General features: G+C 41.7%; 29 protein-coding genes and 1 pseudogene. 15 read left to right on the top strand and 15 right to left on the bottom strand.

The features are described from left to right. The first annotated feature begins 61 nt into the window (after window positions 1-61). The 3 genes from ICL16_RS13185 to ICL16_RS13195 all read left to right on the top strand — a co-directional run bounded on the left by ICL16_RS13185 (window position 62) and on the right by ICL16_RS13195 (window position 1,244). A complete protein-coding gene (locus ICL16_RS13185; protein WP_190828262.1) occupies window positions 62-376 on the top strand; it encodes a nucleotidyltransferase family protein in 315 nt (104 codons plus the stop codon). Next, window positions 363-716: a HepT-like ribonuclease domain-containing protein gene (locus ICL16_RS13190; protein WP_190828265.1), complete on the top strand. Its 354-nt coding sequence runs from the start codon at window positions 363-365 to the stop codon at window positions 714-716. Before ICL16_RS13185 ends, ICL16_RS13190 begins: the two co-directional genes overlap by 14 nt. Window positions 717-878: 162 nt before the next feature. Beyond that, the gene (locus tag ICL16_RS13195; protein WP_190828267.1) at window positions 879-1,244 is read left to right on the top strand and encodes a BON domain-containing protein; all 366 of its coding nucleotides are present in this window, start codon (window positions 879-881) and stop codon (window positions 1,242-1,244) included. Window positions 1,245-1,280: 36 nt separating this feature from the next. Here ICL16_RS13195 and ICL16_RS13200 read toward each other — a convergent pair whose 3' ends face one another. Next, a complete protein-coding gene (locus ICL16_RS13200; protein ID WP_190828270.1) occupies window positions 1,281-2,219 on the bottom strand; it encodes an alpha/beta fold hydrolase in 939 nt (312 codons plus the stop codon). Window positions 2,220-2,613: 394 nt separating this feature from the next. On the opposite strand from ICL16_RS13200, the gene infC reads away from it, so the two are divergent. From infC to ICL16_RS13230, 5 genes are all read left to right on the top strand, one after another. Continuing rightward, a complete protein-coding gene (gene infC, locus ICL16_RS13205) occupies window positions 2,614-3,147 on the top strand; it encodes a translation initiation factor IF-3 (protein ID WP_190828272.1) in 534 nt (177 codons plus the stop codon). A gap of 3,147 nt (window positions 3,148-6,294) precedes the next feature. Continuing rightward, window positions 6,295-6,726 (top strand): cyclic nucleotide-binding domain-containing protein, encoded by a 432-nt coding sequence (locus tag ICL16_RS47230; RefSeq protein WP_190828371.1) that lies wholly within the window; start codon window positions 6,295-6,297, stop codon window positions 6,724-6,726. 264 nt (window positions 6,727-6,990) lie between these two features. Further along, the gene (locus ICL16_RS13220; RefSeq protein ID WP_190828274.1) at window positions 6,991-7,239 is read left to right on the top strand and encodes a hypothetical protein; all 249 of its coding nucleotides are present in this window, start codon (window positions 6,991-6,993) and stop codon (window positions 7,237-7,239) included. A gap of 234 nt (window positions 7,240-7,473) precedes the next feature. Continuing rightward, entirely contained in the window at window positions 7,474-7,809 is a 336-nt protein-coding gene (locus tag ICL16_RS13225) for an RNA recognition motif domain-containing protein (RefSeq protein ID WP_190828276.1), read from the top strand. Window positions 7,810-8,018: 209 nt separating this feature from the next. Further along, complete coding sequence (locus ICL16_RS13230) at window positions 8,019-8,264, top strand: type II toxin-antitoxin system HicB family antitoxin (RefSeq protein WP_190828278.1); 246 nt, start codon at window positions 8,019-8,021, stop codon at window positions 8,262-8,264. A gap of 86 nt (window positions 8,265-8,350) precedes the next feature. Here ICL16_RS13230 and ICL16_RS13235 read toward each other — a convergent pair whose 3' ends face one another. The 4 genes and pseudogenes from ICL16_RS13235 to ICL16_RS13255 all read right to left on the bottom strand — a co-directional run bounded on the left by ICL16_RS13235 (window position 8,351) and on the right by ICL16_RS13255 (window position 11,595). Continuing rightward, the gene (locus tag ICL16_RS13235; RefSeq protein WP_190828280.1) at window positions 8,351-8,590 is read right to left on the bottom strand and encodes a ketohydroxyglutarate aldolase; all 240 of its coding nucleotides are present in this window, start codon (window positions 8,588-8,590) and stop codon (window positions 8,351-8,353) included. Window positions 8,591-8,698: 108 nt separating this feature from the next. After that, window positions 8,699-9,994 carry a S8 family peptidase gene (locus tag ICL16_RS13240; protein ID WP_190828282.1) on the bottom strand — a complete coding sequence of 432 codons (1,296 nt, stop codon included), beginning with the start codon at window positions 9,992-9,994 and terminating at the stop codon, window positions 8,699-8,701. 56 nt (window positions 9,995-10,050) lie between these two features. Beyond that, window positions 10,051-10,572 (bottom strand): annotated as a pseudogene (locus tag ICL16_RS47235) (CAP domain-containing protein). A 513-nt stretch (window positions 10,573-11,085) separates the two neighbouring features. Continuing rightward, on the bottom strand, window positions 11,086-11,595 hold the full coding sequence (locus ICL16_RS13255) for a helix-turn-helix domain-containing protein (protein WP_190828288.1): 510 nt from the start codon (window positions 11,593-11,595) through the stop codon (window positions 11,086-11,088). Window positions 11,596-11,827: 232 nt separating this feature from the next. On the opposite strand from ICL16_RS13255, the gene ICL16_RS13260 reads away from it, so the two are divergent. The 5 genes from ICL16_RS13260 to ICL16_RS13280 all read left to right on the top strand — a co-directional run bounded on the left by ICL16_RS13260 (window position 11,828) and on the right by ICL16_RS13280 (window position 16,698). Beyond that, window positions 11,828-12,433 (top strand): hypothetical protein, encoded by a 606-nt coding sequence (locus tag ICL16_RS13260; protein WP_190828290.1) that lies wholly within the window; start codon window positions 11,828-11,830, stop codon window positions 12,431-12,433. 211 nt (window positions 12,434-12,644) lie between these two features. Beyond that, complete coding sequence (locus ICL16_RS13265; protein ID WP_190828292.1) at window positions 12,645-13,286, top strand: DUF4178 domain-containing protein; 642 nt, start codon at window positions 12,645-12,647, stop codon at window positions 13,284-13,286. A gap of 7 nt (window positions 13,287-13,293) precedes the next feature. Then, entirely contained in the window at window positions 13,294-14,784 is a 1,491-nt protein-coding gene (locus tag ICL16_RS13270) for a spermine/spermidine synthase domain-containing protein (RefSeq protein WP_190828294.1), read from the top strand. Window positions 14,785-14,797: 13 nt separating this feature from the next. Continuing rightward, window positions 14,798-15,829, top strand: coding sequence for a lipid II:glycine glycyltransferase FemX (locus ICL16_RS13275; RefSeq protein ID WP_190828301.1), 1,032 nt, complete (start codon window positions 14,798-14,800; stop codon window positions 15,827-15,829). After that, window positions 15,826-16,698 (top strand): DUF350 domain-containing protein, encoded by an 873-nt coding sequence (locus ICL16_RS13280; RefSeq protein WP_190828303.1) that lies wholly within the window; start codon window positions 15,826-15,828, stop codon window positions 16,696-16,698. The genes ICL16_RS13275 and ICL16_RS13280 overlap by 4 nt, the downstream gene beginning before the upstream one ends. Before the next feature lie 34 nt (window positions 16,699-16,732). Here the strand turns inward: ICL16_RS13280 and ICL16_RS13285 are convergent, their stop codons facing one another. From ICL16_RS13285 to ICL16_RS13315, 7 genes are all read right to left on the bottom strand, one after another. Beyond that, window positions 16,733-17,062 (bottom strand): S-adenosylmethionine decarboxylase family protein, encoded by a 330-nt coding sequence (locus ICL16_RS13285; protein WP_202895531.1) that lies wholly within the window; start codon window positions 17,060-17,062, stop codon window positions 16,733-16,735. Between the two features lie 26 nt (window positions 17,063-17,088). Beyond that, window positions 17,089-17,376 carry a DUF6896 domain-containing protein gene (locus ICL16_RS13290; RefSeq protein WP_420485275.1) on the bottom strand — a complete coding sequence of 96 codons (288 nt, stop codon included), beginning with the start codon at window positions 17,374-17,376 and terminating at the stop codon, window positions 17,089-17,091. Continuing rightward, complete coding sequence (locus ICL16_RS13295; protein WP_190828311.1) at window positions 17,339-17,575, bottom strand: hypothetical protein; 237 nt, start codon at window positions 17,573-17,575, stop codon at window positions 17,339-17,341. Before ICL16_RS13295 ends, ICL16_RS13290 begins: the two co-directional genes overlap by 38 nt. A gap of 97 nt (window positions 17,576-17,672) precedes the next feature. Beyond that, window positions 17,673-17,864, bottom strand: a complete 192-nt coding sequence (locus ICL16_RS13300; RefSeq protein ID WP_238360758.1) for a hypothetical protein — start codon at window positions 17,862-17,864, stop codon at window positions 17,673-17,675. Beyond that, the gene (locus ICL16_RS46790) at window positions 17,857-17,988 is read right to left on the bottom strand and encodes a hypothetical protein (protein WP_273038664.1); all 132 of its coding nucleotides are present in this window, start codon (window positions 17,986-17,988) and stop codon (window positions 17,857-17,859) included. Before ICL16_RS46790 ends, ICL16_RS13300 begins: the two co-directional genes overlap by 8 nt. Window positions 17,989-18,290: 302 nt before the next feature. After that, window positions 18,291-18,806 carry a DUF6896 domain-containing protein gene (locus ICL16_RS13310; RefSeq protein WP_190828314.1) on the bottom strand — a complete coding sequence of 172 codons (516 nt, stop codon included), beginning with the start codon at window positions 18,804-18,806 and terminating at the stop codon, window positions 18,291-18,293. 18 nt (window positions 18,807-18,824) lie between these two features. Further along, entirely contained in the window at window positions 18,825-19,226 is a 402-nt protein-coding gene (locus ICL16_RS13315; RefSeq protein WP_190828317.1) for a ParB N-terminal domain-containing protein, read from the bottom strand. A gap of 166 nt (window positions 19,227-19,392) precedes the next feature. Between ICL16_RS13315 and ICL16_RS13320 the strand changes: the two genes are divergently transcribed. Next, entirely contained in the window at window positions 19,393-20,742 is a 1,350-nt protein-coding gene (locus ICL16_RS13320) for a DUF697 domain-containing protein (RefSeq protein WP_190828320.1), read from the top strand. 54 nt (window positions 20,743-20,796) lie between these two features. Here the strand turns inward: ICL16_RS13320 and ICL16_RS13325 are convergent, their stop codons facing one another. Together ICL16_RS13325 and apcB are read right to left on the bottom strand one after the other, a co-directional pair. After that, on the bottom strand, window positions 20,797-21,633 hold the full coding sequence (locus ICL16_RS13325) for a TlyA family RNA methyltransferase (protein WP_190828323.1): 837 nt from the start codon (window positions 21,631-21,633) through the stop codon (window positions 20,797-20,799). A 150-nt stretch (window positions 21,634-21,783) separates the two neighbouring features. Beyond that, a complete protein-coding gene (gene apcB, locus ICL16_RS13330) occupies window positions 21,784-22,293 on the bottom strand; it encodes an allophycocyanin subunit beta (protein WP_190828325.1) in 510 nt (169 codons plus the stop codon). A gap of 352 nt (window positions 22,294-22,645) precedes the next feature. On the opposite strand from apcB, the gene glnA reads away from it, so the two are divergent. After that, window positions 22,646-24,061 (top strand): type I glutamate--ammonia ligase, encoded by a 1,416-nt coding sequence (glnA, locus tag ICL16_RS13335; RefSeq protein ID WP_190828327.1) that lies wholly within the window; start codon window positions 22,646-22,648, stop codon window positions 24,059-24,061. A 98-nt stretch (window positions 24,062-24,159) separates the two neighbouring features. Here the strand turns inward: glnA and gifA are convergent, their stop codons facing one another. Continuing rightward, complete coding sequence (gene gifA / locus ICL16_RS13340; RefSeq protein ID WP_190828329.1) at window positions 24,160-24,360, bottom strand: glutamine synthetase inactivation factor IF7A; 201 nt, start codon at window positions 24,358-24,360, stop codon at window positions 24,160-24,162. Window positions 24,361-24,550 lie beyond the last annotated feature (190 nt).

Below are 24,550 nucleotides of genomic sequence, written 5' to 3' on the forward strand. Positions count from 1 at the left end.
TTGTGATAGAATGTAACAACAAATTATTTTTAAAGTTCAGAGTTTTTCTTTTAGAACCAAAATGACCGGAGTAATTACCCAATCACCTATTGAAATACCTAAAGACAAAATTGCTGAACTTGCAGAGCGTTATCACATTTGTAAACTTTCTCTGTTTGGTTCCATTCTGCGTGATGACTTTCGCTCTGATAGCGACATAGACATTTTAGTTGAGTTTGAACCTGGATACACCCCCGGCTTTGCGTTCATTGACATTCAGGATGAACTCTCTCAGCTTTTAGGGCGAGTGGTTGATCTCAATACGCCTGAAGATATCAGTCGCTACTTCCGATCTCAGGTACTGGCAGAAGCACAAGTGCAGTATGTCAAAAACTGATAATGTACGCCTGCGTCACATGTTAGATGCGGCGAATCAGGCAATTGTATTTACCCAAGGGCGTAGTCGCGCTGACTTGGATACTGACGCTATGCTGGCACTAGCAGTTGTAAGGCTGATCGAGATTTTGGGTGAAGCAGCCAAAAACGTTTCCCAGTCAACCAAAGACAGTATACCGGAAATTCCGTGGCGACAAATTACCGGAACGCGGGATCGACTTAGCCATGCTTACTTTGATGTCAACCTTGACATTATCTGGGATATTGTTACTAGCGGTTTACCTCCGCTAGTTGCTAAGTTGCAGGAAATTCTTTCTTTGAATGAAGGTGATGATTTGTGAGCTATTAGAAGCAAGAGTGTAAACAACAGAAGGAATAGAGACGTAGTGCGGAAATCATACCGAAAGCAGATGTGTGTCTCGCTGCACATATCTTAACAGGCAGATGTCGCTCTTTTGTCAAGTATTTTACAATTATAAATAAGAACTTCAGGAGAAGAATTTATGGGTTGGTTAAAAAGACTATTTGGACTGGAAAAACCGCAAAACGCACAAGTAAATCCTGAGCCACAACCAGTGCAGCAGCAAGTTCAAGCCGCTGCTCCTGCTGCTACTCAATCAATTCCCCCAGAGCGTGTAGGATTAAATGGGGAATACGATCAAAGTGGATTAGCAAAGCGTGTAGCTCTAGCATTTGACCAAGATCCCCAATTAGATGACGTTGATACTCTATGGGTTGCGCAAACTAGTGGTACTGTAGTACTGAAAGGGAAAGTTCCCAGCCAAGATATTCTCAACAAAATGGTTTCTGTGGCACGCTCTGTAAATGGTGCTACCTCTGTTGACACTTCACAAGTTACGATTGGTTAATATTTGTAGAGACGTTCCGCCGGAACGTCTCTACGTTCATACCTGATGGACAACAATTTGTTGTTTCGGAAATATAGATCTATCAATCCAATCTAAAATGACTTGGTTCACCTGTTCTGGGTTTTCATCATGGGGACAATGCCCTACACCTTCAAGATTGAGCAATTCTAAGTTCTCGTTGTATTGAGCAAATTGACTAGCCAGTGCTGGGGGAACAAATCTGTCTTTCTGCCCCCAAATCAAAAGCATGGGAATTGTTAGAGTGGGTAGCACTGTCTTAACGCTAGGGCAGAAGTTTGCTCTAATTGTTGCTTTGAAAAGAGCAGTGAAGGCGCGGGCTGAACCCCGATCTTGGGTAGGCCCTGCTATGATTTCTACTAGTTCATCTGTGATGGCTTCAGTATTAGCATAGGCGATCGCCGCCCATCGTCGCAATATACCTGGTCTGCGCAATACCCCAAACACAGTTTTCAGTACAATCCCAGAAGCTACAATAGATTTGATGGTTGAAACTGTAGGTCGTAACCAACCAGGGATTGCTTCAAGCTCTAATGAAGGATCGGGCAAGCTCATCATCACCACACCTTGCACCATTTCTGGATGAGCAGCGGCAGCAGCCAGAGCAATCAATGAACCAATAGAATTCCCCACCAATACAACTGGTTGACGAATAAAAGCTTTCCAAAAGTCGTATACTTGCTCTACCCAAAGATGTATGCTATAGTTTGCCGGGGCTTTTTCTGAAGCACCAAAACCAAGCATGTCAAGAGCATAAACTGTATGGTGTTCACTTAGCACTTCTAAATTGTGTCGCCAATGTCCAATAGAAGCACCGAACCCATGTAACAGGATCAGGGGAGTAGTGTTTTGGTGATTTGTAGAAGTACGTATATATGTGTAGCGGATTTGCCAGCCCCGCCAGACCCAATCCCTTTGATTACCTACCCTTTGCTGCCAATGAACCTTGCCGTTCATAGTTACCTCCAAATGATTATATATTTGACTACAAAGTAATACTGAATAATTAGCAAAATATAAAGTTATTATAAATACACAAACAATAAAAAGTATATGAGCGCGTAATATGTATATTATAGAAATGTATTGATGAATAAAATGTCAATCACTTTCGTAAACCAGTTACAATAGTTAAAGAATGCTACTATTGTCTAACTTAGATTAAATATTGGACAAAAGTTCTCTCGCAATGAGTAGAATGACAAATACAACAATTACCATCACAGGTTTATGGATTAGCTACTCTAGAAATAGAGTTTCCTTTTTCTGTCCTCAGTTATGCAATCTTGCTTCCGCTGCGGACTACTCACAACCAAGCCAAATTCATAATTAACAGCTCCCACGAATCATAATGAATGTGATTGAGAAGAAAAGAAGTCGCGATCTGCCCCAAATCAACGAAAGGATTCGCTTCCCGAAAATTCGGGTCATTGATACCGATGGCGCCCAACTAGGAATTCTTTCCCCGCAGGAAGCACTGCAGCTAGCGGAGGAAAAAGAGCTGGATCTGGTGTTGCTCAGTGATAAAGCTGATCCGCCAGTATGTCGGATTATGGACTATGGGAAATATAAGTTTGAGCAGGAAAAGAAAGCGCGGGAAGCTCGCAAAAAGCAGCACACGGCTGATGTCAAAGAAGTGAAGATGCGCTACAAGATAGAAGATCACGATTACAACGTGCGTGTTAAGCAAGCCGAGCGCTTCCTCAAAGATGGTGACAAAGTCAAAGCCACTGTTATGTTCAGGGGTAGAGAAATTCAACACAGTGACTTGGCAGAAGAATTGCTCAAGCGGATGGCTACCGATCTAGAGTCGTTTGGTGAAGTGCAGCAAGCGCCCAAAAAAGAAGGGCGAAATATGATGATGCTGATTTCACCGAAGAAATAAGCCGATTTTCATCCAAAATTGATAGTCCTGAGTGCTGAGTGGGAAAAATAATACTCAGTTACTCAGGACTTTTGCTTTTTCCAAGGGACACCGAGCGACTAGATCAACGCTAATTAAGCTTGGGATACCCATTTAAGGAAATCAAGCTGCATGGAACTGAAAAATTGCTGGTTTGCTCTCAATTCGGTTTTCCCACGACTGTTACAGTGGGTAAATCTCCGTCCAGAGGAAAGCGAACGTACATGGTTAATGTTCGCATTCTATACAACTACATCAGTAGGATTACGATGGTCGGAAGACACCACAGTAGCGCTATTTTTAGATGAATATGGCGCAAAATTATTGCCGTGGATTTATATTGCCAGTGCGGGAGCGGGTGTAGTCTTAGTTTTTTTATATTCTCGGCTACAAAAGATTTTCCCTTTGCGCTGGGTGATAGTAGCTCTAGCACCGTGTATGTTCCTACCATTAGTTTTGATGAGTTGGGCAATGCACGTACCACACCTCACAATCATTACCATATTCCTACTGCGACTGTGGGTAGATGCATTTTACGTTGTCAACGATCTGAATACTTCAATTACCGCCAATCAACTCTTTAATATTCGCGAACTTAAGCGTGCCTACCCTCTAGTAAGTAGCGGTATTTTGGTAGCAGATATTGTTAGTGGCTTTAGTCTGCCTTTACTGCTTATATTTGTAGGGCTAGATAAAATCATTATGCCAGTTGCTGGTATATTTATAACCATCGGGACAATAATTCTTTGGTATCTAGGTAATAACTATCAGCAATTTTTTCCTGATACCCCAGCTAAACAAATTCCCGGAATACAAAATTTCTCAAGACGCCTCCTTTCTCTTCCCTTAAAGCGCTATACATTACTGTTATTTGCATTTTTTGCTCTGCTGCAAGTGCTGGGAGTGATGATAGATTTTCAGTATCTCACCCAGCTCAAGCTAAATTACAACAATAAAGAAATTGCTAGCTTCTTGGGTATATTTGGTGGGATGGCAGGATTATGTGAGTTAAGTATGCAGTTATTTATCTCTAGCCGATTTCTGGAACGGTTCGGGGTGTTTATCACTGTCGCAACTTTGCCATTGTGCGTTCTGATTTTGATCCCCCTTGCAATGATACTGACTCAATCACACTACTTCTTCTGGGGTTTAGTAATTCTCAAGTTTCTCGACGAACTTTTGCGCTACACTTTTGTTGCTAGTAGTTCGATACTATTGTTCCAACCCATACCAGATAAAATCCGCAGTAATATCCAATCATTATCTGGAGGTATTGCAGAAGCCTTTGGCGCGGCGATCGCAGGTGTACTAATTTTAGTTACTCTTTGGTTAGTACACTCAGCATTACCTTTACACAAATTAGTTTTGGTAATAGAAACGGCAATACTCGCTTTAATTTGTGTAGGAATAGTTTATTTGGTGCGAAGTCAATACGTCAACCTCTTAGTCTTGAGTGCGGGGCAGGGGCAACTAAGTGGCACAGATGTAGACTTACCAGCATTTAAAATTGCGATCGTCAAAGCTTTAGGCGAAAAAGGTACACAAGCTGATAAACGCTCTTGCATTGAATTGTTATCTCAAATTGATCCTCAAGGAGCAGGGGAAGTATTAGCACCCCTACTCCATAAGCTACCCCCTTCTTTACAGAAGCCTAGTTTAGAGGTGATGCTTTCCACGGGCGTAAATCCATCTTACCTATCCTATGTTCATGGTTTGTTAGTACCTCAAGGTATCAACAGCCCAGAAGTTTTTGCCTTAGCTTTACGTTATGTTTACCATGCCGATCCCAATCCTGATTTAAGCTTCTTAGAAGAGTCTTTAAAACAAGAAAACTCAGTAATTCGCGCAACTGCCGCTGCTTTACTTTTACGTCACGGAACGCCTCTACAATCAAGTGCGGCGACACACATATTGCGGCGAATGCTAACGAGTAAAAAAGAATGGGAACGAATTCATGCAGTCAAAGCTTTAACGGAAGCGGTTTATTTACAAGCACTGCGGATTTATATCCCGAATTTGTTGCAAGATGATTCTTTGCGGGTACGTTGTGCAGTGCTGTCGATGATTGCCGCAACTCATCTCGAAGAGTACTATCCTGCTTTGATTGGGGGACTTTACTACAAATCAACTCGCTCAGTAGCAATGAGTGCTTTGCTCAAATTGGAGAATGAAGCTTTACCATTGTTAACGAAGTTAGCTACTAATATTTATCAACCTGAAGTAGTACGTCTATACGCTTGGCGTACTATTAGTCAAATCCCGACTTTAGAAGCGATTGATACTTTATGGATGTATTTGAAAATATCTAGAGGTACAACTAGAGATCATATCCTCCGCACCTTGCTGAAACGGCATCAACAAGAAGGAATTGAGAGTTTATTTGCTGAATTAAATAGTAATGTGGAAAAATTGATTGTCGAGGAATTACATTTTTTAGGAGAGCTTTACGCCACTTATGTAGATTTAAAAACTCAAGGGGATTTTTACGCCAATTCTAGAGAACTTAAAACTCAAAATCAGGGAGGTAATCGTCAAACGAAAGAAAAGATTATGGCTAGATGTGAGTTGTTAATTCGCGCAATTTTAGAATTAGAAATAGATATTAAAGAGCGATTGTTACTTTTACTCAAGCTACTTTACCCCTTAGAAAATATTCAAGCAGCAACTTTTAACCTCCGCTCCAAGTCAGGGGTAAATATTGCTAGGGGGTTAGAAATATTAGAGCATACTGTAAATTTGCCGAGCAAATCGATTTTAATTGATATTTTAGATCGGCAATTACCAGAAGAAAAACTGCAAAAACTGGAGTCCAAAGGCATAGTGAAATATCAACAGATGGAAGTAAGCTCGCGCATTCGCACTTTGGTGGCACAAAGGGAATTGCTTTCTGATTGGTGCGTGTCTTGCTGTTTTCATTTTGCCCAAGTAGCAAGCATTCGACTAACGAGTGAACAAGTTTTAGCTTGTTTGCGCCATCCTACAGGTTTTGTGAGGGAAGCGGCGATCGCCTACCTCAATGTGGTTTCGAGAACCGTTCTCCAAGAAATTCTCCCCCAACTGCAAAAAGATTCACACCCAATAGTTGCTGCTCAAGTTCAAGAGTTAATGAAAAAATACAGATTATCAACTATGTTAACTAGTGTTGACCGTTTATTATTTGTCCGGCGGGTGCCGATTTTTAAAGAATTACGGGATGATTTTGTCGTTCGCCTAGCTTCAGTGATGGATGAACAGTCATTTCCCAGCAACTACGCTATATTTAAAGAAGGGGATGAAGGGCGTTCACTATATATAGTTGTTGCTGGTACAGTTAAAGTCCATATCGGTAGTCAACAGCTAGCAGTTTTTCCGAAAGGAGAATCTTTTGGCGAGATGTCAGTGTTTGACGCAGAACCGCGCTCGGCTTCAGCAACTACCCTAGAACCTTGTGAATGTCTAGAGCTGACTCAAGAGCAACTTTATAATGCTATTGAAGAAACGCCAGAAATTGCTGTAAACATTATTGGTGTGCTATCCCGTCGAATTCGGGAATTAAATGAGAGAATTAATGAGCGAACCTAGCAGAGTCCTTAACAAGTTCGCCTAAAAATAAATTTCTAGGCTATAAGCCTTGAACTTCAGTCCAAGGCAGGTTTTTCCATCTGACGATGTAAATCTTCTGGCAAATTGCTACCCAATGATGATCACCAAACCTCATTCTTGAGAAACTAAACAATTAACTCTCAAGAAGGGGGTGAATTATCTCTTGATATAAGAATATAGAAATGTAAACAAAAACAAACAATTGTGTTGTTTCTGAAAAGGAACCAAAATTTTTGAACACTTATGAAAACGCAGCGCAAGAAAGGCGAGCAAATTACCCTCTACTTAACTCAAGTATTAACCGGATATGAAGTAATTCCAGCTAATTGGGGTTGGCATATTCACAAGGCAGATGAGTACTGCGGACATTTAGAATATCAAGCAAAACTTGGATGGGATGGTAGCGCTTTAAATTGCCTCCCAATGGAATTGAGAGAAAAACTTAAAAACTTTACCCAGTCAACTTTTTCTATGAGTTCTGCTACGACTTAAGCTTTATAAAGCAATCATAAATAATTGGTGCAGCAAGAAACCTGGTTTCTTAAGGAAACCGGGTTTCTGCGTTAACATATGTACAAACATACATAGGAAAAATCTCGCGAAAAAACTGCCATTTTGTGTTATGCTCGTGTGTGAGAATTATATTCGGTTGTGCAGTTTGTTTGTATATGTTTACAAGCCTATCTCCGGATCTAACTCTACGTCATCTGAATCTGGAGATTTTTTATGTCAATTTACGTTGGTAATCTGTCCTACGACGTAGGGGAAGAAGACCTTAAACAGGTCTTTTCCGAATACGGAACAGTCAAGAGCGTTCAAATGCCTAAAGATCGTGAAACCGGGCGTGTGCGAGGGTTTGCCTTTGTGGAAATGGACACAGACGCAGAAGAATCCGCAGCAATAGAGGCACTTGATACCGCTGAGTGGATGGGTAGGAACCTGAAAGTGAATAAGGCGAAGCCTAAAACAGAGGGAGGTTCATTTGGTGGTGGTGGTGGAAGACGAGGAGGTAATAGTGGCGGTGGATACGGCGGCGGTGGCGGTCGGCGCGGCGGCTACTAAACCTTGACAAAAACTTAACTATCATCAGTAAAGGCTAGACTTCACGTCTGCCCTTTATTCGTGCTGTAGAGACGCCCCGATGGGGCGTCTCTATTTGATCTGAGGAAATGCTACCCAATATTACTTTTGAGGAAGTTATGGAGTAGCGAACTTAAGCACGGCACGAGTAAAAGCTACAATTAAATATCATGGATATAAGAATAATAAAAATGCTAGCTAGCTATATCGACCAAGCTATGGAACTTGCAGTTTATGAAATTATTGAAGATGATGGTACTTACTGGGGAGAAATTCCTGGTTTGCAGGGTGTGTGGGCAAATCACCAAACAACAGAAGGTATGGAGCGTGAATTAAGGGAAGCGTTGAGTGACTGGCTAGCACTGCGATTACGTTTGGGACTTCTAATTCCCGTAATCGGCGATATTAATTTAAATGAACTTACTCGCCCTGTTTAAAAATGCCTAGATTAACTCCTGTTTCTTGGCATGATTTGGTTAAACGTATGCGCGAGTTAGGTTTTGAAGGTCCTTATGCAGAATAGTCATTGAATTTCTGATTCTGGTGGTTCAAGCTGGTATTTCTGTTCAACTTCAACAGCCGCAACACCTTCAATTTGAGAAATTCCTTCAACTTGTGTAGAGTCAATCGAACCGGTAATGACTCCAATTTGCTCCATCAACTGTTCTATTTTCATCCCAGATGCCTGTAAAGCCTGAGCAACTTCAAGGATCTGCTCTATATGGCGATCGTCAACAGAAATTAATAAATTTATTTTAGACATACCTAGTTTCTTCTGCCTTACAAAATGCTTAAATGCAGCACAATCATTATTGCCAGACTACCAGGTACTACCTGAGTAAGTCTGGCATAAGCGAAGAATAACAGTTAATTAAGGTGCTTGAACCAGACCTACACCAACATCTTCAGAAGGCAAAGGTAAGCGACGAGCCTTCTGCATGAGAAGATTCCAGAGTTCTTGTCCTCTCAAACCAGTTGCCTCAGCATGGAGAGCAGCTATGCCTGCAACGTGTGGTGTTGCCATACTTGTACCGCTAATTGTTATATATTGTGTAGGCATGAACCAGCTAGAGTAAATTTGTACGCCAGGACCAGCAATATCTATCTGACCCCCTTGTGGATTGACGCCTCGATTGGAAAAATTAGCAATTTGTAGCCGTGAGTCAAGCGCTGCCACTGCCATGATTGAAGGAGAGTTAGCAGGAAGAGCAACTGGATTGATAATGCCTGAGCCACGGTTACTTTCATTGCCGGCAGCGGCAATAATTAGGGTGCCGCGACTCAGTGCGCGTTGAGCAACTGTTTCGTATATACGAGAAAACGGTGTGCCTACTTGGGTTGGTGCACCTAAAGACATTGAGATAATATGGCATCCATTTGCTACTGCCCACTCAATACCTTGGAGAATTCCACCATCAGATCCGCTACCCTTATTACTCAGCACTTTACCTACATAAATTTCCGAGTTGTAAGCTACACCATACCGTGGTAGTCGAGATGGTTGGCGAGGACCGCAAGCTGTACCAATGCAGTGAGTGCCATGTCCGTTTTTATCTTGTACTTCTTCCCCTTGAATAAAGGACTTGCTAATAATAGTTCGCCCAATAAAGTCGGGATGATTGAGCTCGAATCCAGTATCTAGAACGGCAATTTTAATACCCTGACCACTAAGAGATGATTGTACCACATTGGTTGCCTGAAGTCCCCAAGTTGCTACAGATTCATCGACAAGTGAATTCATCAACTGAGTTTGTTCTGTAAGAACTAAAGAGTCAACTAAATGGTTGACCGCATCACGATAACCTTGTAGATACCCTTTTGTCATATCAGTAGTAGTAACTGCTTTTACTAGATTCACATTCTGAGAATCTACATCTGCAAGGGTATAAACTACTCTTTCCGGCTCAATTGCTAAGATGGGGCTATCTTCTGCAGTAGACATTCTTAAGGAGCGCACTTGTTCTGGTTCTGCACTCACCACTGCAACACCTAAAGTGTTCAAAAATATATACTCATCAGTTTGAGATTGTCCACGACTAGACATATTGAAACTAGTCATTTCACCTAGCATTTGAATACCTTCACTGACGGCATCTTCACGAAACAAAACTAAGTATTTTCCTGTTAGTTCAGTTTCAGGTGTTGTTTGATTCTGATTGTTAATCATTTCACTATTACCTTTTTATTCGGTTAAAAAATAGACAATTCTATTAGACAAATGTGCTATGCGCCAAAAGTTTGTGTCCAATAAGGTTGATTTCCGCGAGCATATCCAATGCCAATTTCACGGTAATTGGGATTGAGTATGTTTGCACGATGCCCAGTACTATTCATCCAACCTCGCATAACATCTTGAGCGGAGGAATAACCTGATGCCACATTCTCTCCAGCTTGTCGGAAATTATAACCATGTTGCTTCATCCGATCAAATGGTCATGAACCGTTAGAGCCTTTGTGGCTCATAAAGTTATGCTTTGCCATATCGTTAGAATGTGCTTGCGCTGCTGCAGTTAATTGCGATTGAAGTCTGAGCGGTGATAATCCTGCTCTACCCCGTTCGCTATTAACAATATCGAGGACTTGTTGAATTACAGATATAGTTGCCAAGTCTATTGGTGCGGGATCTGCAACATGAGAAGATGGAGTCGCCTGTAGAAAAATATTTTCAAGCTCAACGCTAAAGGGTTCACCAATAGCAGGCACAGATGCTGTTGAGTCTAAATTAGAATCATTTGTTACAGTCATGATTTTTTCCTTTCACGAATTGAGTTATGTTGTGCATAACTTTTTCTTTCCATATACACATACTATCTTTGCTAAATAGAATTGATAGTTAAATATTTTTCGTTAAAAATATAATTACTAATTAATTATTTTTAGGTTTTACCAGTAATTATAATCTGAGTTAAATGCATTTATATTAATCCGGGTAAAGCTGTTATATTATATCTGTATAAATCTTGAAATAATCATAAGCTCCATTATTTATGTGTAGAAATAATGGAGCTTATTTAAGAATAGATTGAGATGATTAATTAGCTATAGCAATCCTATTTGATTTACAAACACTAGTTGGCTCAGATCCCCGACTTCTTAAAGAAGTCGGGGATCTTGTTGTTTACGAATGATTTAGGACTGCTATAGCAATCCTATTTGATTTACAAACTTTTCATTTGGGCTGTTAACTGTTAACAGTTGACAGTCAACAGTTATCAGTCATCAGTCAAAACAGGACTGTTTGGGAATCATTTAGGAACGCTATATACAATGTTTCTCTCTCCAGGTTTGAGGCGTAGTTTGGTGATAATTACGAAATTGACAATAAAAATGATTTATATTTTGATAACCTACTTCTAACGCAATTTGATTAGCGGAATAATTAGTTTCTAAAAGCAAGTGTCTTGCTTGAGCTAATCGGCGTTCGATAATCCAGTCATTAACTGTTTTTCCGGTAAGTTTTTTTACTAAGTCAGTTAAGTAAGCTGAGGAATAACCTACGGCTTGAGCTACTTCTTTGAGGCTAATAGGTTGATGATAATTCAATTCAATAAACTCAAAAACCTCTTGCAGTCGAGGAATGGATGGAAATATAGATGTCTGAGTTTTTGATTTTTTACTTTCTTCAGCAGTAGGTAATTTATCTTGAGTGAGATGAACACGAACAAGACCATTTTCTATGGTAATAACCTCAAATCCTGCTGTCTCTAGACATTTCATTAAGAGATTTTTGGTTTTGGTTTCAGTGTCGTTGACTACAATATCTGTCATTTTATATCCTAATATTTAAGAGAGCGATCGCAGCTACGAAGCACGTTTTTCGTCTGCTTGTTTTAAGTTTTGAAATTCTACTTCTTAATAGGTGTGAGTACAGTTACCTTATGCGCTCTACATCCACATTCAGTATATTAATTATCTAATTTGGATATTTTCTAAACTTTGCGGTATAATACTTTTAATCTGTAAGTTTTAATATTAGGTGTAGACATAAACATCAAGACTTATGACGCGCCGTCGGATTTTGCAAGAGGGGCAATCCTACACATTTCGCTCCTATTTTGAGATGCCTTATGAGGCAGACGAAATATTGGCGGAATTGGGCTACGCATTGGTGAAAACTCGTCTTGAGTTACCGCGCACCAATCGTCAGTTAGAGCGTTTGGCAGAGTTACAACAGCGAATTGATGAATCTTTACCGCTTGTAAGTTTGAGCAGTGAGACAGCGCGACGTGAAACGCTTGTAGCACCAGCATTGCTGGAAGTTGCTCGGTATTGTCAATGCCAAATACGAATTGAGTACCCTTTGTCAGTAAATAACTGGCTCAAGGGCAATTTAGATTACTTTCTCAAACGTAATCCAGGTTTGCTGGTGGTTGAAGCAAAAAATGATGACTTAACACGAGGGTTTACACAGCTTGCGGTGGAGCTAATTGCCATAGCCGAAGTTGAAGAAGGTGATTTGTTTTATGGAGCTGTGACAATTGGTGATGCTTGGCGCTTTGGTAGGTTAGAAAAAACTCTTCAACAAATTCTTCAGGATGTTTCGTTATATCGAATTCCCAATGATTTGGAAGATTTAATGAAGATTTTAGTAGGGATTGTGGAATGAAGTCTTTTCTATTCTATACATCTGCTGCACTTGGTTTATTGAAATATTCCCAACATACATCTACTACATTTACTGACTTGAGTAATTCTCCCCATTTTGTAACATCATTTAAAGTAAGCTGACACTGCCGCGAGTAATGAACTATACTTTTGGTAGCTTAAGCCCTATTGCTATCAGGATTGCTCTGTCTTAAATTTTTACTTCAGCTTTTGTGTCTACTATTTCTACTCTAACTAAACTTCAACAGTTGCGTCCGGGCGATCGCCTCAAGTATCACGGCGTGCAATGGGATGTCAAAGATTACAGCACCTACGATGACGTGTATGGCTATGAAACCGCTGAGTGGTTGCTGCGATCCCGTCATGGGACAGAATACTACTTGCTACGAGAAGTTGACCCCCAAAATCCAGAAACACTGGTAAATTGGTATCTTGCTGAAGAAGTTCAACAACCTAGAATATTCCAGCCCGATTCCCAAGAAAACATAGTCCCCGGTTTGTGGCAGGATATTCAAGGACAAACAGAACCCTACCCTGAATTGCAAACCCTTGGCAGAGTCTATTTCTTTGAATCACAGACTTGGGGAAGTTATGAGGGAGAGGAGAGGAACACTCGCATCACTTGGGACTATTGGGATAGAATGCACCATTGGAACTTAGCACTCGAAGCTTGGCCTAATAGGGAACTTTACGTTTACTTAACTAAAATGGTGAAGCCAGAAGATTTTTATGACATTGAGAAAGGGGTGGTGAAACATTCGTCTGGGCTAGCTAAATTTTTAGCCGCTAACTATCAGGTACTTCTGGCTTTTTCAATGTTATGTGTGGGAATTTTAATGATGATCTTTGGATAACCAAGAAATGCCGACTTCCCTCTTTGTTGAACAGCATGATAATGGCATCGCCTTTTATATCAATGGTGATTTGCAGTTTGATACCGCTGATGAGGCAATCTATCATGAGTATCTGGTTATCCCAGCGCTCGCTTTGGCAAGAGAACGATTTCCCCAGACAGATTTGCGCGTTTTAATCTGTGGCGGTGGCGATGGATTAGCCGCTAGGGATGTCTTGTCTTGCGGTGTTAGCCAGATTGATTTAGTAGATTACAGCCCAGAGGTTTTATCCCTGGGAAGAACAGTATTTAAGCCATACAATGCAGGGAGTTTAGAGAGCGATCGCATCACCGTCTACACACAAGAAGCATTTGAATTTGCTTCAACTCTCCCAGACAATTCCTATCACGTTGTGATCTGCGATTTTACTTATCCCACTTGTTCAGAAGAAACAAGTATCTACAGTCGGGAATGGTTTCAACAAATAAATCGAGTTCTGCATCCGGCTGGGGTGATTTGCACAAATGGCGTCTCCCCAGATAATTCCACAACAGGTTTTTGGTGTTTATATCAAACGCTGCTAGCATCTGGGTTGATGGCAAAACCGTTACAGCTATCTATCCCCTCATTTCGTCAGCATGGTTATGGCAATTGGGGCTTCTTTCTTGCCTCACCCCAGCCCATTAGTAGATTTGAATTAGAGACTATTTCACTGCCCGATAATTTACAAGTACTTACTCGTGAGCAACTGTTTCAAGCTTTTGTGTTTAACAGTGCGATCGCTCAGGTTCGCGATCGTGTGATGATTCACACCCTAGATTGTCCTCAGTTATTTTATTACTTGCTCAATCCCACCTCACCATCAGGAGTCAGGAATTGTAGAGACGTTGCATGCAACGTCTCTCAGGAGAATGAATTAACCAAAGAATCTGATCGTGACATTAATTTTCTAGATATTCAAGAAACAGGAACAGCACAAGTCGGAGCGCATGATTTACTCCAGTTAGAATCAGCAGCACAATTCTGGATAGAACAAATTTATCCCAACCAAGATCAAGACAATTCTCCGGATATGACTAGGCTGTTGCCAGTACGACATCGTTACCATAGCCCAAAAATGACAGCCGAATGGTTAGCGTATCTCAAGCAGTTATTAGCAGAAGTAGACGTATCCCGCTTATTGACCACTATACTAGAACGATCACAAGAACTACCGCCGCAGATTGCCCAAGAACTCAAACAATTAGCTCAGAAGATTCGCTCTCAAGAGCCACTCTCAAAACTGCCAGACTCCGCCGCCAAATTTCTCATGATGCTTTCAGTCACCCTGTTAATGGCGAACTTAGTGACACCAGATGCCGTGTTTGCCAAAGGCTCCTATTCAGGTCATAGCGGTGGCTATTCGAGTGGCGATAGTAGCTATGATGGCGGTGGTAGTTGGAAAATGTTGGGGTTTTTGTTGACTACAGGAGGATTAATTTGGCTAGCATACCTATTCAACCGCCCAAAAGATGAATGAGCAGCAAGGTTGTATGAATACAAATTACCTTGTGAAACAGGGTGTATTAAGGATTAGGGAATTAAATTTATCCCAAAGCTATCTTTGGGACTCGCTTTTACAAACTGCACCAAGTGGATGCTTTATGCAGAGTTGGACTTGGGCAGATTTTAAGGAATTGGAGGGATATAAGACCTTTAGATATGGTTTATTTTTAAATGAAGAATTAGTGGGAGGATGTATTTTTTATTTATATCCTAATCCTAGTAAAGCGAATTTATTAATTGCTCCCGGTGGTCCTTTATTACCAGCTAATTACCCTGAGCAAGGGATGCAGTTGTTATTAGAACTCGCAAATGCTATAGCTGTTAGGGGAGCGATCGCTTTACGAATTGAACCATTATGGACTGAAAAACCCGATTGTCTCACTGGTTTTGTCCGCGCTCCAGTTGATTTATTACCATCAGAAACTCTGTTAATTGACTTGCGCCCAGCAGAAAGCAAAATATTAGCCGCAATGAAGCCAAAAGGACGATACAATCTACGGTTAAGTTGGCGCTATGGTGTGAAAACAGAATTTAGGAGTGACTCCCAGGCGATACCCTTATTTTACGATTTGTTTTGGGAAACGGTACAACGTCAGCAGTTTTTTGGCGAACCCTACGGGTTTTTCATTAACTTGTGCCAGACGTTATTTCCAGCGTTCATGGCAGAAATTGGTTTAGCCAGTTGGCAAGGGCAGATACTGGCGGCAATCTTGGTGGTGTATTGGGGCGATCGTGCTACCTATTTATATGGTGGACGTAGTTTGTCACACCCACAAGTCATGGCAACTTACTCATTGCACTGGGCGGCGATGCAACGGGCAAGGGCGAGGGGTTATGTAACTTATGATTTCTACGGTTTTACCCGTAACCCCGATCATGCCTATGCTAAATTTTCCCAGTTTAAAAGCCAGTTTGGGGGTGTGCCAGTCACGACTATTGGCGCTCATGATTACTTTTTTTACGATCAACTGGCTGATACATTAATTGGCTTGTTCCGACTTGCAGGAGAAGGCAAATGAACCAGGTGCTACTGAATGGATTTAATCAGTTGGGATTGATTGTGTTGGAGCTAGCTGTGGGTTTTGGCTTGTTTTGGCTAGGACAGTTTGCTTATCAAAAGCTGTTCCGGCGTCGGATGGAGCTAAACCTGGAACTGTTTGTTAGGGATAATCCAGCTGTTGCGATCGCTCTTGTGGGCTACTACTTCGGCATTGTAATTGCCTTGGGTGGTGTTTTAGGTCAAAGCGCAGCCAATGTGCAAGATAAATTGCTAAACTTGGCAACCTATGGCGCAACGGTGATTTTGTTTATGTTGGCTGGGGCTTGGGTAGGCGATCGGTTAATTTTGCGCTGCTTCGAGTGCAAGCGTGAAATTATCCAAAACCGCAACGTCGGCGCTGCTACTGTAGAAGCGGGCAACCACATCGCCGACGGGCTGATTCTTAATGCCGCTTTGGCTGGAGAAAGCGGCAGTTGGCTTGTAGGGCTGTTGTGTTGGCTAATCGGCTTAGGCGTACTCGTTTTAGTCAGTGTAGTTTATCCCCGCGTTACTAAGTACGATGTGTTCGGTGAAATACAAAAGCGCCAGAACCTAGCTGCTGGCGTGGCGCTAGCAGGTTTACTAATTGCTACAGGCAACATCGTCCGAGTCGCTTTTGCTGCCGAATATCAAAACTGGCTAGTCAGTTTTACTCAGTATGGGTTGGTACTACTATTTTGCTTAGGCTCACTTATAGCGATTCGATGGCTAGCAGATTTGATTTTAGTTCCAGGAGTCAAAATTTCTGATGAAATTGTGCATCAAGAAGTTCCAAATTTTGGTGCAGGTTTGATTGAAGCGTTTGCTTATATTGCTGCCTCATTTCTGATTGCTTGGTGCTTCGCTTAACTAGTAAGCGCGTAAGTCCCCGCCATTGGGTACTTCACCCAGTGATACATAAATAGTTCCAACGCTCAATACTATCATCCCCACTAAGTTGAAGAGCCAGTATTTTAGCAAGAAGTTTAGCCTTTTCTTGATTGGATTGTTGATAATCACACACATGAATATCAATTGTTACTTTTTCTTCTTCAGGCCAAAAGTGTAATGCTACATGAGATTCTTTAAGTAAGAGAACAGCAGAAATACCCTGTGGCACAAATGAAAAAGAAACTGCACTGACGGGAGTAAGTTCAGCACTTTTAGCAGCAGTTTTTAAAAAAGTTATGAAATCTACTTCTGTCCATTCAAAGATAGCTACAGAAGCAGTCAAAATCGCTGAAAAATGATGGGTTATAATCACTTACAACTTATTGTAACGTATATAATTTTATATGTTTTGATGCGATCGCGCAGCGTCTCCGCAGGAGAATCGCCATCAACCCCGGAATGCAACAAACAGTTAAATAATTCCTCAATGCCATCTTCATCACTAACATCAAAGTCCTTTGACAGATAACTAATCTTTTCAATCCCAATAGAATCAAAGTATTGCCATAAACGCCATATATCAAAAGCTTTTGGATATTCAGACATCCCAACATGGACATCAACTACCTTGCCTGATTTCTGTACCGTAAAGCAAATACCTACTCCATGTCGCGCTCAACTTCCATTCTTCTCCTAGCGCCCAGATATAGCCAGAGCGTGGAGAATCAAGCAAAAATTTCCAGTCTGTTATCTGAGAAAATGTTTCACGAAATGTTTTTAGCACACGGTTTTGTATTTCTACAAACTCTATTCGTATTGCAACTACGTCTTTTCCATGATAGTGGATATTTTGCATGAGCTAATAAACATCGTCATGAGTACCAATGTCTAGCAAAAGAACAACTTGTTCCCCACTCTCGTCATCGGTTTTCAGTGAGAAAACAATGCGACAATCATATCCACAAGAGCATGAGAGCAACCCTGATAGCTTTCCCTCTAGCTTGTGAGTGCCATTCGTTAGCAGCAAATATATCATTCTCCATAGCAGCAATAGTTTCTTCTATTCTGGTTTGTAAATCAGTATTACGACGAGCAAATTTTCGTAAAGCTCTTTTAAATTTGCTACTGATAACCAATCTATACATCTGCTGCACTTGGGTTATTGAGATATTCCCGTAATTCTTGAATTGCTTCGGCAGCAGTCTGCACTTTGAGCCTACCTGCAGTGAATTCAGCAATGGAAGCTGCTGCATAGGGGCGCAATTTCATCTCGCCGACTTTCAATAATTCGGTTAGTGAGAATTTGTACCAGCATTTCTTGCTGCTCTAAAGGAAGCTCCATTGCCGCATCTAAAACTTTGTAAAATCAAAACCGAACTTGCAGACCATAATTACATCTTAGCTTTTAAAGCCTACCAAGAACGCTTACCAGTTCTATGTACAGGAGATTTAATCAAAGAAAATAATACATTTATTTTGAAAAATTTAGGGGCATTTAAACTAGATAATTACTGAAAAAAGTATTGCGCACCGCTCTTGTCAAAATTTTACCTCATGCAAAAGCAGCTTTATTAACGTACCCCAGAGTTTTCATCACTCAAAGCTTCTATCTGCCCTGGCACTGCCGCTTCAGTACCTGGTACTGGCATAAATGTATATAACTTTCTCTGCTCTGACTCCGCAATCAAACCATCTTGCAACAAACAGTTAAATAATTCCTCAATGCCATCTTCATCAGTGACATCAAAATCCTTTGAGAGATGACCGATTTTTTCAATACCAATTGACTCAAAGTATTGGCATAAACGCCATACATCAAAAGCTGTTGGATATTCAGACATCCCAACATGGACATCAACTACCTTTCCTGATTTCTGTCCGGTAAAGCAAATACCTACTCCATGTCGCTGAAACTTCCATTCTTCATTCTGCGCTAAGATGTACCCAGACCGTGGAGAATCGAGTAAATATTTCCAGTCTATTATCTGGGAATATTTTTCACGAAACGCCTTTAGGAGACTGTTTTGTATTTCTATAAACTCTAGAATAATTGCAACTACATCTACGCTTCTGGTTGGAGATTTCATTATATCTTACTTCCTTGATTAATACGAACGATATATTTGTGCCTCTGCTGCTTCAAGCAATAATTGCTCTGCTTGCTCTTGAGAAACTTCTCGCCGCCTAATCGCTACAATTGTTAAGCGCAGTTGTCTTGCGGCTACAACTCGATGATGCCCGTCCAAAATAATTAACTTGCCATCTATATTAGCAACTTCTATCGGTTGTGCAGCGTCAAATCCTCTCTCACGTATTTTCTTCCTAAGTCGCTTAACCTTGCTACCTGACATCTCGCTTGGTGTTTGTCTTGAGATGAGAGTATTCGGATTCACAAATTCAACATCTGGTTGAGTTTGCTGTATGCTTTCCTGCTCTAGTTGTATATCCTCCTGTTTTAGTTTGGAGGTTTCCGAGTAATTATGGTCTTGATTATTCTCTGTTGGCAAGTACTCTCCAATTTACTGGCATGGGTTATACTCCAAATAAATGAAAAATTATAAATCAACTGTAATTCTACAAATAACACAGATAGCTGGGAAATTAGCCAAAATAGATTAGTAGCTTTCCCCAAATCCAAAATCCCAAATCCCAAATCTAAAATTGATATACCCTGTGCCAAAGAATCTACAAGAAACTCATTTAAACCGCGCTCGTGCTAGTCTCAGCCAAGCACTGTCTTGGTATGGAAATCTGCGTAAATCAGGATCGTCTTCAAACTCAAAATTAGCAGGATTGGTAAAACCTGAATTGGAGGTTTTGAACTCTACCCTGAACAAACTAGATTATAATATAATCCGCATTGCCGCCTTTGGGTTGGTAAGTCGTGGCAAGTCAGCAGTGTTAAATGCCCTGCTAGGAAAAAAGATACTGCAAACCGGTCCCCTTCACGGTGTAACGCAGTTCCCCCGTTCTGTAACTTGGAATCCGGGCGGTAAAGTACAGGTAGAATTAATTGATACACCTGGATTAGATGAAATTGCGGGGGAGACACGAGCGGATATGGCGCGAGAAGTAGCCCGTCAAGCCGATTTAATCTTATTTGTGGTATCGGGTGACATCACACGCACCGAGTATAAAGGATTATGTGAATTGCGAGAAGCACAGAAACCACTGATTCTGGTTTTTAACAAAATAGACTTGTATCCGGACACAGATAAACAAGCAATTTATAATAATCTACAACAGTTAGGGGCAGGAAATCCACACACAAAGCCATTACAACCTGATGAAATAGTCATGGTAGCGGCAGAACCTGCACCAATAGAAGTGCGCGTCGAGTGGCCAGATGGTAATGTTACTTATGAATGGGAGACACCACCACCGCAAATCGACGAACTCAAACAAACACTTCTGAAAATTCTCAACCGTGAAGGGCGAAGTCTTCTCGCATTAAACGCACTCATCCAAGCTAGAGTTGCATCAGAGGCGATCGCCCAAAAAACACTCAAATTACGCCAACAAGAAGCAGAAGACTTAATTTGGCAATTCACCAAATACAAAGCCTTAGCTGTAGGATTAAATCCCATCGCCTTTTTAGACATCATTGGTGGAACTTTAGCAGACTTAGCATTAATTCGTTCTTTAGCAAAATTGTATGGTTTACCAATGACTGGCTACGAAGCTGGAAAGATCTTAAAAACGATTTTATTTAGTTCCGGCGGCTTACTACTAGGAGAATTAGGCAGTAGCTTACTTTTAGGTTTCGGTAAAAGTACAGCCGCCATAACTTCTGGTGAGAACCCGATCAATATTACCGCTTACGCTGGCACGGCAATTACACAAGCTGGTATCGCAGGCTACTGTGCCTATACTGTTGGTAAAGTAGCACAGGTGTACCTGGAAAAAGGCTGTACTTGGGGACAACTAGGATCTAGCACCGTGATTGCGGAAATTCTTGCCTCTGTGGAGCAAGGTACAATAATGTATCGTTTGAGACAAGAATTAGGAGGATATTTGGGGTAATAATACAAACCGCCAAAACGCCAAGGTGGTGTAGAGACGCGAAATTTCGCGTCTCTACGTTTTTGCATCTTTATGTAAAGCTAAAAAGTGCGTGGCTGCTAATTGAGTAATTTGTTTAATCACCTCCAAATCAGGCGCAGGGGTTTCACTTTCCATCCCTAACCAGAGCAAGTACTCAATATTACCAGCAGGACCAGTAATTGGCGACGAAGTTAAACCTTTGTAACGCCAACCCAACTCACTAGCCGCTTGTAACACTTGAAAGATAGCATCAGCATGGTCATTAGAATCACGCACAACACCCTTCTTGCCAACACGGCTTTTCCCCACCTCAAACTGAGGTTTCACCAACAACAAAGCTTCACGAGGAGGTTGCAGCAACTGCCACAAAGCAGACAAAACCTTAGTTAAAGAAATAAACGACACATCCACCACCGCCAAATCAGCATAAACCCCCCCAGTAGCGTACAACTCATCTGGCGTCAAATACCGTAAATTAGTACGTTCCTTCAAAACCACCCGTGGATCATTACGCAAACCCCAATCAACTTGACCATAACCCACATCAACACCATAAACAAGCTTAGCCCCAGCCTGCAACAAACAATCAGTAAAACCCCCCGTAGAAATACCCCCATCCAAACAAACACGCCCAACCACATCAATCCCAAACACATCCAAAGCCTTCGCCAACTTCTCCCCCCCACGAGAAACAAAACGCGATCGCTCCTTAACCCGAACAACCGCCTCTCCATCCACCAAAGCTCCCGACTTATCAACCACCACATCATCAACCGTCACCACCCCAGCACCAATCAGACGCTGCGCCAACTGACGAGACGAACACAAACCCAACTCCACCAACAAAACATCCAATCTCCGCTTAACCAATTCTCTCTTGGCGTCCTTGGCGCCTTGGTGAACCAGCGCGCATGAGGCGGGTTTCCCACGCCCAGGCGACTGGTGAACCCGAAGGGCGGTTCATAAAAAAAGCGAGCATCCCAAACGAAGCTCGCTCAACTCCAATCTTACCTCAAACGCCTAAATATCTTGCTCACTCAACTCGCGAGTCATATAATCAAAAGGCTCATCCACAAAACTAGTATTACTAACCCCAGTACTAGCCACCTGCTCCTTCACCATATCCTTCATAATTTGGATACCGCGAACAGTAGGACCAATAGGAACACCAAGAGAATTATAAGTTTCCCGTAGCCCTTGGAGGACTCGCTCATCTAGTACATCCATACTACCAGCTACCAGAGCATAAGTAGCATAGCGCAAGTAATAATCCATATCCCGCAAACAAGCCGCATAACGACGAGTAGTGTAAGCATTGCCACCCGGACGAATCAACTCAGGCAGTTCTTCAAACAACTTAGAACCAGCCTGCTTGACAATTGCGGCAGCATTAGAATTAATCGCCGCTGCTGCTTGTACCCGTGCCGTACCACTATCAAAGTAAGATTTAAGATCATCAATTGCATTCCGGTCAAAATAACGTCCAGCAACGTCATAATTCTTAATTAAACTTGTGACTGCATCCCGCATTCCTTTTTCCCCCAATAGTTCCTATCTATGGTTTGATATTTATTTGGCTGCTTTTTGTGCCATTTATATAAAAAAGATCCAGCACAAAAACATTCTATGCGCTACTTTATAGGATTCTATGCCAAAGTTGTCCCTTCGGAGATGAACATTTACTAGTTTTGTCAAAGTGGTTAAAGAAAGGTTAAATCTGACCCTTATCTTCAACATTTCGTAACAAAAAGTACAAAATAGCCTGATACCCTGTTTCTAGGATATTTCAGGTGTCTTGTTAATTTGGTTTTACCAAGCTTTATTCAGCAGGCATTGAACGTTCTGGTTTTACCATAGATAAATCGGTAAACAAGGAGTAACCATGACAACCCCACAAGAAGTCTTGAAGCTGATTCAAGACCAAAACATTCAGATGATCGATCTGAAATTCATTGATACGCCAGGAACCTGGCAGCACCTAACGGTGTACCAAAACCAAATTGATGAGAGTTCATTTACCGACGGCGTACCTTTCGACGGTTCTAGTATCCGGGGTTGGAAAGCCATCAACGAATCAGACATGGCAATGGTAATCGATCCAAACACTGCTTGGATCGACCCCTTCATGCAAGAGCCTACGCTTAGTGTAATCTGTAGCATCAAAGAACCCCGTACAGGTGAACCCTACAGCCGTTGTCCGCGCACTATTGCCCAAAAAGCGTTAGACTATTTGGTTAGCACTGGCGTTGGTGATACAGCTTTCTTTGGTCCTGAAGCTGAGTTCTTCATTTTTGATGACGTTCGCTTTGACCAAAATCAGCACTCCGGCTACTACTATGTAGACTCAGTAGAAGGTCGTTGGAATTCTGGTAAGGATGAAGGACCTAACTTGGGTTACAAACCTCGCTACAAAGAAGGTTACTTCCCCGTTGCCCCCACGGATACCTCACAAGATATGCGCACGGAAATGCTGCTGGTGATGGCAAAGTGCGGAGTACCAATTGAAAAGCATCACCATGAAGTTGCTACAGGCGGTCAGTGCGAATTGGGCTTCCGCTTTGGTAAGCTCATTGAAGCCGCTGACTGGCTGATGACCTATAAGTATGTGATCAAGAATATTGGTAAGAAGTACGGCAAAACCATTACCTTCATGCCTAAGCCAGTTTTCCAAGACAATGGTTCTGGGATGCACACTCACCAGTCGATTTGGAAAGATGGGCAACCGCTGTTTGCTGGCGATCGCTATGCTGGTTTAAGTGAAATGGCGCTGCATTACATTGGTGGTATCCTCAAGCACGCACCAGCATTGTTGGCGCTCACTAACCCCTCCACCAACTCTTACAAGCGTCTTGTACCTGGTTATGAAGCTCCCGTTAACTTGGCTTACTCCCAAGGGAACCGTTCTGCTTCTATCCGTATTCCTCTGTCTGGCACTAATCCTAAAGCCAAGCGCTTGGAATTCCGTTGTCCGGATGCTACTTGTAACCCCTACCTGGCTTTTGCTGCTATGCTGTGCGCCGGCTTGGATGGGATCAAGAACAAAATTGACCCCGGTCAACCTTTAGATAAGAATATCTATGAACTTACTCCAGAAGAACTGGCAAAAGTTCCTTCTACTCCGGGTTCTCTGGATCTCGCTTTAGAAGCTCTGGCAAATGATCACACCTTCTTAACAGAACCAGGTGTGTTCACTGAAGACTTCATTCAAACTTGGATTTCTTACAAGCTTGATAATGAAGTCAACCCCATGAGACTACGTCCCCATCCCTACGAATTTTCTCTTTACTACGATGCTTAAGGAACAAACAAGTAAAGAGTAAACATTAACCTGCCTCAGAAACCCGGTTTCTTAAAGAAACCGGGTTTCTTTTCGCTCATGTGCGATCGCATCCAACCCTAGCTCATCGCCGCATGACTAAGGTCATAGGTCATCCGAGCGTTAAAGTCAATTTTTCCTTGGATGGGGTTCCAGTAGTGAGATGCTTCTGTGGAAAGACCAATTTCTTCCCCTACACGCTCTAGCATCGATTGTTGACGATTTTTGATCAGCTGATAATGACGCATCATTAACGCACGCGCTTGTTCTTGGGTAGACATAGCTTGGTCCTCCCTGTTAGTAAGTGTGATGTGTGAATGGTTTCTCTTTTATTATCTTAACCACAATTTCTGTAACTTTCACTACAAAACACTAATTATTAACAAAAATTTATAATCTGGCTTCTATCACTGATATCTCTCCAGATTTATGAATTATTAGTTACAATTAATTAAGGTAGATAAATAAAAG

The sequence above is a fragment of the Iningainema tapete BLCC-T55 genome, assembly GCF_014698965.1.
Taxonomy (GTDB): domain Bacteria; phylum Cyanobacteriota; class Cyanobacteriia; order Cyanobacteriales; family Nostocaceae; genus Iningainema; species Iningainema tapete.

What these genes read in the sequence shown, in the direction of transcription:
- ICL16_RS13185 (WP_190828262.1), top strand. Translation starts at nt 62, where the DNA reads ATGACCGGAGTAATTACCCAATCACCTATTGAAATACCTAAAGACAAA.
- ICL16_RS13190 (WP_190828265.1), top strand. Translation starts at nt 363, where the DNA reads ATGTCAAAAACTGATAATGTACGCCTGCGTCACATGTTAGATGCGGCG.
- ICL16_RS13195 (WP_190828267.1), top strand. Translation starts at nt 879, where the DNA reads ATGGGTTGGTTAAAAAGACTATTTGGACTGGAAAAACCGCAAAACGCA.
- ICL16_RS13200 (WP_190828270.1), bottom strand. Translation starts at nt 2,219, where the DNA reads ATGAACGGCAAGGTTCATTGGCAGCAAAGGGTAGGTAATCAAAGGGAT.
- infC (WP_190828272.1), top strand. Translation starts at nt 2,614, where the DNA reads ATGAATGTGATTGAGAAGAAAAGAAGTCGCGATCTGCCCCAAATCAAC.
- ICL16_RS47230 (WP_190828371.1), top strand. Translation starts at nt 6,295, where the DNA reads ATGTTAACTAGTGTTGACCGTTTATTATTTGTCCGGCGGGTGCCGATT.
- ICL16_RS13220 (WP_190828274.1), top strand. Translation starts at nt 6,991, where the DNA reads ATGAAAACGCAGCGCAAGAAAGGCGAGCAAATTACCCTCTACTTAACT.
- ICL16_RS13225 (WP_190828276.1), top strand. Translation starts at nt 7,474, where the DNA reads ATGTCAATTTACGTTGGTAATCTGTCCTACGACGTAGGGGAAGAAGAC.
- ICL16_RS13230 (WP_190828278.1), top strand. Translation starts at nt 8,019, where the DNA reads ATGCTAGCTAGCTATATCGACCAAGCTATGGAACTTGCAGTTTATGAA.
- ICL16_RS13235 (WP_190828280.1), bottom strand. Translation starts at nt 8,590, where the DNA reads ATGTCTAAAATAAATTTATTAATTTCTGTTGACGATCGCCATATAGAG.
- ICL16_RS13240 (WP_190828282.1), bottom strand. Translation starts at nt 9,994, where the DNA reads ATGATTAACAATCAGAATCAAACAACACCTGAAACTGAACTAACAGGA.
- ICL16_RS13255 (WP_190828288.1), bottom strand. Translation starts at nt 11,595, where the DNA reads ATGACAGATATTGTAGTCAACGACACTGAAACCAAAACCAAAAATCTC.
- ICL16_RS13260 (WP_190828290.1), top strand. Translation starts at nt 11,828, where the DNA reads ATGACGCGCCGTCGGATTTTGCAAGAGGGGCAATCCTACACATTTCGC.
- ICL16_RS13270 (WP_190828294.1), top strand. Translation starts at nt 13,294, where the DNA reads ATGCCGACTTCCCTCTTTGTTGAACAGCATGATAATGGCATCGCCTTT.
- ICL16_RS13275 (WP_190828301.1), top strand. Translation starts at nt 14,798, where the DNA reads ATGAATACAAATTACCTTGTGAAACAGGGTGTATTAAGGATTAGGGAA.
- ICL16_RS13280 (WP_190828303.1), top strand. Translation starts at nt 15,826, where the DNA reads ATGAACCAGGTGCTACTGAATGGATTTAATCAGTTGGGATTGATTGTG.
- ICL16_RS13295 (WP_190828311.1), bottom strand. Translation starts at nt 17,575, where the DNA reads ATGCAAAATATCCACTATCATGGAAAAGACGTAGTTGCAATACGAATA.
- ICL16_RS13300 (WP_238360758.1), bottom strand. Translation starts at nt 17,864, where the DNA reads ATGTATAGATTGGTTATCAGTAGCAAATTTAAAAGAGCTTTACGAAAA.
- ICL16_RS46790 (WP_273038664.1), bottom strand. Translation starts at nt 17,988, where the DNA reads ATGAAATTGCGCCCCTATGCAGCAGCTTCCATTGCTGAATTCACTGCA.
- ICL16_RS13310 (WP_190828314.1), bottom strand. Translation starts at nt 18,806, where the DNA reads ATGAAATCTCCAACCAGAAGCGTAGATGTAGTTGCAATTATTCTAGAG.
- apcB (WP_190828325.1), bottom strand. Translation starts at nt 22,293, where the DNA reads ATGCGGGATGCAGTCACAAGTTTAATTAAGAATTATGACGTTGCTGGA.
- glnA (WP_190828327.1), top strand. Translation starts at nt 22,646, where the DNA reads ATGACAACCCCACAAGAAGTCTTGAAGCTGATTCAAGACCAAAACATT.
- gifA (WP_190828329.1), bottom strand. Translation starts at nt 24,360, where the DNA reads ATGTCTACCCAAGAACAAGCGCGTGCGTTAATGATGCGTCATTATCAG.